The organism is Pseudomonas sp. A-1, from assembly GCF_004801855.1.
GTDB lineage: Bacteria > Pseudomonadota > Gammaproteobacteria > Pseudomonadales > Pseudomonadaceae > Geopseudomonas.
Map to the genome: position 1 here is coordinate 48914 of NZ_SSTC01000025.1, position 8090 is coordinate 57003.

Sequence of the window (8090 nt, forward strand, 5' to 3'; positions counted from 1 at the left end):
AGACTCCGGGATGGGGTTGGGAGTAGTCTAGAACCACAAGCCCCCCAGCGGCTGACTTGCATCAAGGACCCGCCCGCGCCGGCAGGCGGGCGCGACAATCGGAACCAGGAGATCACATGGCCCTTCTCACCTTCATCGGTGCCATCCAGGAAGTCACCGGATCCTGCTACCTGATCGAGACCCGCGACGGTGCCCGGGTGCTGCTGGAGTGCGGCATGCACCAAGGCCGCCGCGAGGAGGAGTCGCGCAACAGCGAACCCTTTGCCTTCGACCCGAAGAGCCTCGATGCTGTGGTGATCTCCCACGCCCACATCGACCACAGCGGCCTGCTGCCGCGTCTGGCGGCCAAGGGCTACCGCGGGCCAATCTACGCCACCGACGCGACCTGCGAGCTGCTGCAGCTGATGCTGATGGACTCGGCGCACATCCAGGAAAGCGACGCCGAGTGGGAAAACAAGTGGCGGGCACGCCTCGGCCGCGAGCCGGTGGTGCCGCTGTACACCGAGGCCGACGCCGAGCAGGCGCTCAAGCTGCGCCGCCCGGTGGTCTACGGCCAGCGGGTGGAGGTGGCGCGCGGCATCGCGGTGACCTTCCACGACGCCGGGCACATCCTCGGCTCGGCCATCGTCGAGATGGAGGTCCATGACCACCAGTTGACCCGCCGCCTGGTGTTCTCCGGCGACCTGGGCAACACCTGCACGCCGCTGATGCGCGACCCGACCCCGCTCGGCGAGGCCGACGTGGTGCTGATGGAATCGACCTACGGCGACCGCGACCACCGCTGCGACGAGGCCACCCTCGACGAACTGGCCGACATCCTCCAGCAGGCCCACCGCGACGGCGGCAACGTGCTGATCCCCGCCTTCGCCGTCGGCCGCACCCAGGATCTGATCTTCCACCTCGGCCGCTTCTACCAGCAGGGCCGCCTGCCGCAGCAGGCGGTGTTCCTCGACAGTCCGATGGCGATCCAGGCCAATGCCATCTACCACCGCTTCCACGCGCAGTTCGACCCCAAGGACCGCGAACTGCTGCGCAGCCACGACGTGACCAAGGTCGAGGACTGGCTGCCGATCCTGCGCTGCACGCCGCGGGCGGAGGACTCGATGGCGATCAACCGTATCCAGAGCGGCGCGATCATCATCGCCGGCAGCGGCATGTGCAACGGCGGACGCATCGTCCACCATCTCAAGCACAACCTGTGGCGCAAGGAGTGCCATATCGTGTTCCCCGGCTTCCAGGCCAAGGGCACCCTGGGCCGGACCATCGTCGACGGCGCACCCACCGTGCGCGTGCTGCGCCAGCGCATTGCGGTCAAGGCCCAGGTGCACACCCTGGGTGGCTTCTCGGCCCATGCCGGACAATCGCAGCTGCTCGACTGGGTGAAACACTTCGATCACCGACCGGAGCTATATTTGGTCCATGGCGAACTGGAAAAGATGAAGGTGCTGCAACAGGCACTGCACGATCGCCTGCAGTGGACTGCCAACATCCCGGAACCGGGTGAGCAGATCGCGCTGTAGCGGTCCACAACAACAAGGAGTAATCACATGCCTTATGAGTCGGATGACTACCTGTCGAGACACTTCCAGACCAGCGGCATCGATGTCGGCCTGAAGGTCGACGAACTCGTCAGCCTCAGCGTGCCCCCCGGAAGTCCCAACCAGTCGCTGTACCGCGAGATGCTGATGACCGTGGTGCGCATGGCCGAGGCCGACCGCAATCGCTGGGACGCCAAGATCATGATGCAGACGCTGCGCGAGATGGAGAACGCCTTCAGCGTCCTTGAGCAGTTCAAGCGGCGGCGCAAGGTCACGGTGTTCGGCTCGGCCCGCACCCAGCCGGACCACCCGCTCTATCTGCTGGCCCGCGACCTCGGCCGCCTGCTGGCCCACCACGAGCTGATGACCGTGACCGGCGCCGGCGGCGGCATCATGGCCGCCGCCCACGAGGGCGCGGGACTCGAGCACAGCCTCGGCTTCAACATCAGCCTGCCGTTCGAACAGCGGGCCAACGATGTGGTGCACGACACCGGCAACCTGCTGCCGTTCCACTTCTTCTTCCTGCGCAAGCTGTTCTTCGTCAAGGAGGCCGACGCCCTGGTGCTCTGCCCCGGCGGCTTCGGCACCCTCGACGAGGCGCTGGAGGTACTGACCCTGATCCAGACCGGCAAGAGCCCGATCGTGCCGGTGGTGCTGCTCGACGTGCCGGAGGGCCGCTACTGGAAGGACGCCCTGCACTTCATCCGCGAACAGCTGGAGGAGAACGGCTACATCCTGCCCAGCGACATGCACCTGCTGAAGCTGGTCACCAGCGCCGAGGAGGCGGTGGTGGAGATCACCCACTTCTACCGCAACTACCACTCCAGCCGCTGGCTCAAGGGGCTGTTCGCCATCCGCATGAACCGCCCGCTCAACGCCCATGCCCTGGCCTACCTGCACGACGAGTTCAGTGACCTGTGCCTGGAGGGTGGCTTCCATCAGCAGCCCTACTGCGAGCTGGAGCAGGACGAGCCGGAGTTCTGCAAGCTGATCCGCCTGGCCTTCCGCTTCAACGGCCGCGACCACGGCCGCCTGCGCGAACTGATCAACTTCATCAACCAGCCGGAGAACTGGCAGCGCGAGCTGCCGCGTTACAACGACTGAGCCCGCCCCAGCAAACGACAACGCCCGCACCGGTTACCCGGTGCGGGCGTTGTCTTTGGCCCGGTCCGAGCTACTCGTCGCTACCGCCGCGCAGCAGGCGATTAACCCCCTCCAGGGCAAACCCCCGCTGCAGCAGGAAGCGCCCCTGCTTGGCCCGCTCGCGGGCATCCTGCGGCAGGCCGGCGAAGCGCCGTCGCCACAGCTGGCGCAGGTTGTCCGCCCAGTCGATGCCGCTGTCGGCCAGCGCACGCTCCACGGCTGAGCGCGGCAAGCCGCGCTGGCCCAGCTCATCGCGGATGCGCAGCGGCCCATAGCCGGCGTTCGCCCGGCTGCGGATGAAGCACTCGAGGAAACGCTGGTCGCTGAGCAGGCCCTCCTCGGCCAACCGCTCGAGTTCGGCGTCGATCATCTCGCCAGCCGCGCCGCGCTGACGCAGCTTGCGGGCCAGTTCAGCGCGGCCGTGCTCGCGGCGGGCCAGCAGATCCATGGCCGCCCGCCTTACTGCGGCGGGAGTATCGAGCACCACCGGCATGCCGCCTTAGATGTCCACTTCCGCGTCGGCGTCTGCCTCGCTGGCCGTGGCTGCCTTGAGCGCCCCCGGCTGGCTGAGCAACTGCGCGCGAATGGTGCTCTCGATGGTCTCGCGCACCTCGGCATTGTCCTCGAGGAAGCGCGCGGCGTTGGCCTTGCCCTGACCGATCTTGTTGCCCTGGTAGCTGTACCAGGCACCGGACTTCTCGATCAGGCCCTGCTGCACGCCGAGATCGATGATCTCGCCGGTGCGATAGATGCCCTTGCCGTAGAGGATCTGGAACTCGGCCTGGCGGAACGGCGGGGCCATCTTGTTCTTCACCACCTTGACGCGGGTCTCGTTGCCGATCACCTCGTCGCCTTCCTTGACCGAGCCGGTACGGCGGATGTCCAGACGTACAGAGGCGTAGAACTTCAGCGCGTTGCCGCCGGTGGTGGTTTCCGGATTGCCGAACATCACCCCGATCTTCATGCGGATCTGGTTGATGAAGATCACCAGGCAGTTGGCGTTCTTGATGTTGCCGGTGATCTTGCGCAGGGCCTGGGACATCAGGCGGGCCTGCAGGCCGACGTGCTGGTCGCCCATCTCGCCCTCGATCTCCGCCTTGGGCACCAGGGCGGCCACGGAGTCGACGATGACCACGTCGACCGCATTGGAGCGCACCAGCATGTCGGTGATCTCCAGGGCCTGCTCGCCGGTGTCCGGCTGCGAAACCAGCAGGTCGTCGACGTTGACGCCGAGCTTGGCGGCGTAGTCGGGATCCAGTGCGTGCTCGGCGTCGACGAAGGCACAGGTGGCGCCCTGCTTCTGCGCCTCGGCGATCACCGACAGGGTCAGGGTGGTCTTGCCCGAGGATTCCGGGCCGTAGATCTCGACGATCCGCCCCTTGGGCAGGCCGCCGATGCCGAGGGCGATATCGAGGCCCAGCGAGCCGGTGGAGATGGCCGGCACCGCCAGCCGCTCGTGGTCGCCCATGCGCATGACCGCGCCCTTGCCGAACTGGCGCTCGATCTGTCCCAGGGCCGCGGCCAGGGCACGCTTCTTGTTCTCGTCCATTGAAGTCCTCTCGTTTCGGAGCGGCCAGCCGGCCACGATAAACTGTATAATTAGCCAGTATTATTCCATAGGGTAGGGCACCCGCCTACCCCTCGACGGGATTTTCCCCTGCCGCCAGTCGCAACAAGCCCTGCAGGGCCAGCAGCACGGTCTGCTCGCGCACCGACAGGCGGTCGCCGGCGAAGCAGCGACGACAGCTGAATACCTCGCCGCCCGCCAGCCATGCCAGCCACACGGTACCCACGGGCTTGTCCGGCGTGCCGCCGTCGGGGCCGGCGATGCCGCTGACCGCCACCGCCAGCGAGGCGCCGCTGCGCGCGCAGGCACCACGGGCCATGGCCTCGACCACCTCGCGACTGACCGCGCCCTGCATGGCGAACAGTGCTTCCGGCACGCCCAGCAGCAGGTTCTTCTGCCGGTTGGAGTAGGTGACATAGCCGACCTCGAACCACTGCGAACTGCCGGCGATGCGGGTGATGGCCTCGGCGATGCCGCCGCCGGTGCACGACTCTGCGGTGGTGACCTGCAGCTGGCGCTGGCGCAGCGCCTCGCCCAGCTCACCGGCCAGAGCGGTGATGCGATCCATGGATGTCTCCGGGGTTAAGCCTGTCGGGGCGATACCGTACACTAGACGCTTTTTCGACCTGAAGCCGGACAGCGATGAGCAACAGCGATTTTTCCGCCCACACGCCGATGATGCAGCAGTACCTGAAGATCAAGCAGCAGCATCCCGAGCAGTTGCTGTTCTACCGCATGGGCGACTTCTACGAGCTCTTCTACGCCGACGCACAGAAGGCCGCCAGGCTGCTCGACATCACCCTGACCGCGCGCGGCCAGTCGGCGGGCCAGCCGATACCGATGGCCGGCATTCCCTTCCATTCCGCCGAAGGATACCTGGCCCGCCTGGTCAAGCTGGGCGAGTCGGTGGCGATCTGTGAACAGATCGGCGATCCGGCTACCAGCAAGGGCCCCGTGGAGCGCCAGGTGGTACGCATCATCACCCCCGGCACGGTCAGCGACGAGGCCCTGCTCGACGAACGCCGCGACAACCTGCTGGGCGCCCTGCTCGGCGACGAGCGCCTGTTCGGCCTCGCCGTGCTGGACATCACCAGCGGACGCTTCAGCGTGCAGGAGATCAAGGGCTGGGAAGCGCTGCTCGCCGAGCTGGAGCGCCTCAACCCCGCCGAGCTGCTGATCCCCGACGACTGGCCGAGCGGCCTGCCGGCGGAGAAGCGCCCGGGCGTGCGCCGCCGCGCACCCTGGGACTTCGACCGCGCCACCGGCCTCAAGGCACTGTGCCAGCAGTTCGGCACCCAGGATCTCAACGGTTTCGGCTGCCAAGGACTGACCCTGGCCATAGGCGCGGCCGGCTGCCTGCTGCTGTATGCGCGCGAGACCCAGCGCAGCGCCCTGCCGCACCTGCGCAGCCTGCGCCACGAACGCCTCGACGATGCGGTGATCCTCGACGCCGCCAGTCGACGCAACCTCGAGCTGGACACCAATCTGGCCGGCGGGCGCGACAACACCCTGCAGAGCGTGGTCGATCGCTGCATGACCGCCATGGGCAGCCGCCTGCTGTGCCGCTGGCTGAACCGTCCGCTGCGCGGTCGGGCCATCCTCGAAGGCCGCCAGCAGGCCATCGGCTGCCTGCTCGACGACTACCGCTACGAGAACCTGCAGCCGCGCCTCAAGGACATCGGCGACGTCGAGCGCATCCTCGCCCGCATCGGCCTGCGCAGCGCCCGCCCACGAGACCTGGCGCGCCTGCGCGACGCCCTGGCCGCCCTTCCCGACCTGCAGCAGCACATGGCGGAGCTGGCAGCGCCACGCCTGCAGGAGCTGGCCGGCAGCATCCGCACCTACCCCGAACTGGCCGAACTGCTGGCCAGGGCGATCATCGACAACCCGCCAGCGGTGATTCGCGACGGCGGGGTGATCAAGCGCGGCTACGACGCCGAACTGGACGAGCTGCAGTTGCTCAGCGAGAACGCCGGCCAGTACCTGATGGACCTGGAGGCGCGCGAGAAGGCGCGCACCGGCCTGCCCAACCTCAAGGTCGGCTACAACCGTATCCACGGCTACTACATCGAGCTGCCGCGCGTGCAGGCCGAGCAGGCGCCGGCCGACTACATCCGCCGCCAGACCCTCAAGGGTGCCGAGCGCTTCATCACCCCCGAACTCAAGGCCTTCGAGGACAAGGCACTGTCGGCCAAGAGCCGCGCCCTGGCCCGCGAGAAGCTGCTCTACGACGAACTGATCGAAACCCTGATCGGCCAGTTGGCGCCGCTGCAGGATACCGCCGCGGCACTGGCCGAGCTGGACGTGCTGAGCAACCTGGCCGAGCGCGCCTTGAACCTCGACTTGAACTGCCCGATGTTCGTCGACGAGCCCTGCCTGCGCATCACCCAGGGTCGCCATCCGGTGGTCGAGCAGGTGCTGAGCACCCCCTTCGTCGCCAACGACGTCAGCCTAGACGACGCCACCCGCATGCTGGTCATCACCGGTCCGAACATGGGCGGCAAGTCCACCTACATGCGCCAGACCGCGTTGATCGTGCTGCTCGCCCATATCGGCAGCTATGTGCCAGCACAGGCCTGCGAGCTGTCGCTGGTCGACCGCATCTTCACCCGCATCGGCTCCAGCGACGACCTCGCCGGCGGACGCTCGACCTTCATGGTCGAGATGAGCGAGACCGCCAGCATCCTGCACAACGCCAGCGACCGCAGCCTGGTGCTGATGGACGAGGTCGGTCGCGGCACCAGCACCTTCGACGGTCTGTCGCTGGCCTGGGCCGCAGCCGAACACCTGGCCCGCCTGCGCGCCTTCACCCTGTTCGCCACCCACTACTTCGAGCTGACCGTGTTGCCGGAGAGCGAACCGGTGGTGGCCAACGTGCATCTGGACGCTGCCGAGCACAAGGAGCGCATCGTGTTCCTCCACCACGTGCTACCGGGACCGGCCAGCCAGAGCTACGGTCTGGCGGTCGCGCAACTGGCCGGGGTGCCGGATCCGGTGATCACCCGCGCCCGCGAACACCTGGCCCGCCTCGAGCAGACCAGTCTGCCCCACGAGCCGGCAGCCGCTCCCAGCAAGAGGGCGCGCAAGGATGTACCTATCCAACCCGATCTGTTCGCCATGCAGCCCCATCCGCTGCTGGAAAAACTCGAGCAGCTCAGCCCGGATGACCTGACCCCGCGTCAGGCCCTTGAGCTGATATATGCTTGGAAGACCCAGATATAACGAAGCAGATACCGAGCTGCTAGAATCCCGCGCGCCATGCCGTGGCTGGCGCCTGCCCGTCTGAGGAGATAAAAGAATATGACCTTCGTCGTTACCGACAACTGCATCAAGTGCAAGTACACCGACTGCGTGGAAGTCTGCCCGGTGGACTGCTTCTACGAAGGCCCGAACTTCCTGGTGATCCACCCGGACGAGTGCATCGATTGCGCGCTGTGTGAGCCCGAGTGCCCGGCCCAAGCCATCTTCTCCGAAGACGAGGTGCCGGAAGACCAGCAAGAGTTCATCGAGCTGAACCGCGACCTCGCAGAAGTCTGGCCGAACATCACCGAGAAGAAGGACGCCCTGTCCGATGCCGAAGAGTGGGATGGCGTGAAGGACAAGCTGCAGTATCTGGAGCGCTGAGCCAGCGAGCCTCCGCTGCCAGCCAAGCCCCGACCTGTTCGGGGCTTTTTTACGCCTGCAGGAAAGGTCGTCGCACCTTCCTGGCCGAGCAGGCCGGAAACCTCAAGCGCTTGAGCGACTCGACTTTTTCCAGCCACGAATGACGAAACCCCGACCAGCGTGGCTGGTCGGGGTTTCTGTGTAGGTGCTTGACGATGACCTACTCTCACATGGGGAAG

7 protein-coding genes are annotated in these 8090 nt (G+C 66.7%); 4 read left to right on the top strand and 3 right to left on the bottom strand.

The genetic code is table 11. The features are described 5' to 3' along the window. Positions 1-116: 116 nt before the first annotated feature. Both E5198_RS07905 and E5198_RS07910 read left to right on the top strand, forming a co-directional pair. Positions 117-1520, top strand: a complete 1404-nt coding sequence (locus tag E5198_RS07905; RefSeq protein WP_136489452.1) for an MBL fold metallo-hydrolase RNA specificity domain-containing protein — start codon at positions 117-119, stop codon at positions 1518-1520. Positions 1521-1547: 27 nt separating this feature from the next. Next, positions 1548-2642 carry an LOG family protein gene (locus E5198_RS07910; protein ID WP_136489453.1) on the top strand — a complete coding sequence of 365 codons (1095 nt, stop codon included), beginning with the start codon at positions 1548-1550 and terminating at the stop codon, positions 2640-2642. Positions 2643-2712: 70 nt separating this feature from the next. Here E5198_RS07910 and recX read toward each other — a convergent pair whose 3' ends face one another. From recX to E5198_RS07925, 3 genes are all read right to left on the bottom strand, one after another. Then, the gene (recX, locus tag E5198_RS07915) at positions 2713-3174 is read right to left on the bottom strand and encodes a recombination regulator RecX (RefSeq protein WP_136489454.1); all 462 of its coding nucleotides are present in this window, start codon (positions 3172-3174) and stop codon (positions 2713-2715) included. A gap of 6 nt (positions 3175-3180) precedes the next feature. After that, positions 3181-4230: a recombinase RecA gene (gene recA, locus E5198_RS07920; RefSeq protein WP_136489455.1), complete on the bottom strand. Its 1050-nt coding sequence runs from the start codon at positions 4228-4230 to the stop codon at positions 3181-3183. Positions 4231-4315: 85 nt separating this feature from the next. Then, entirely contained in the window at positions 4316-4816 is a 501-nt protein-coding gene (locus tag E5198_RS07925) for a CinA family protein (protein ID WP_136489456.1), read from the bottom strand. A gap of 74 nt (positions 4817-4890) precedes the next feature. On the opposite strand from E5198_RS07925, the gene mutS reads away from it, so the two are divergent. Together mutS and fdxA are read left to right on the top strand one after the other, a co-directional pair. Then, positions 4891-7470 carry a DNA mismatch repair protein MutS gene (mutS, locus tag E5198_RS07930; RefSeq protein ID WP_178084052.1) on the top strand — a complete coding sequence of 860 codons (2580 nt, stop codon included), beginning with the start codon at positions 4891-4893 and terminating at the stop codon, positions 7468-7470. Between the two features lie 78 nt (positions 7471-7548). Further along, positions 7549-7872 (top strand): ferredoxin FdxA, encoded by a 324-nt coding sequence (gene fdxA, locus E5198_RS07935; protein WP_136489457.1) that lies wholly within the window; start codon positions 7549-7551, stop codon positions 7870-7872. Positions 7873-8090: the final 218 nt, after the last annotated feature.

Coding starts and splice junctions, on each gene's coding strand:
- E5198_RS07905 (WP_136489452.1), top strand. CDS start 117: ATGGCCCTTCTCACCTTCATCGGTGCCATCCAGGAAGTCACCGGATCC.
- E5198_RS07910 (WP_136489453.1), top strand. CDS start 1,548: ATGCCTTATGAGTCGGATGACTACCTGTCGAGACACTTCCAGACCAGC.
- recX (WP_136489454.1), bottom strand. CDS start 3,174: ATGCCGGTGGTGCTCGATACTCCCGCCGCAGTAAGGCGGGCGGCCATG.
- recA (WP_136489455.1), bottom strand. CDS start 4,230: ATGGACGAGAACAAGAAGCGTGCCCTGGCCGCGGCCCTGGGACAGATC.
- E5198_RS07925 (WP_136489456.1), bottom strand. CDS start 4,816: ATGGATCGCATCACCGCTCTGGCCGGTGAGCTGGGCGAGGCGCTGCGC.
- mutS (WP_178084052.1), top strand. CDS start 4,891: ATGAGCAACAGCGATTTTTCCGCCCACACGCCGATGATGCAGCAGTAC.
- fdxA (WP_136489457.1), top strand. CDS start 7,549: ATGACCTTCGTCGTTACCGACAACTGCATCAAGTGCAAGTACACCGAC.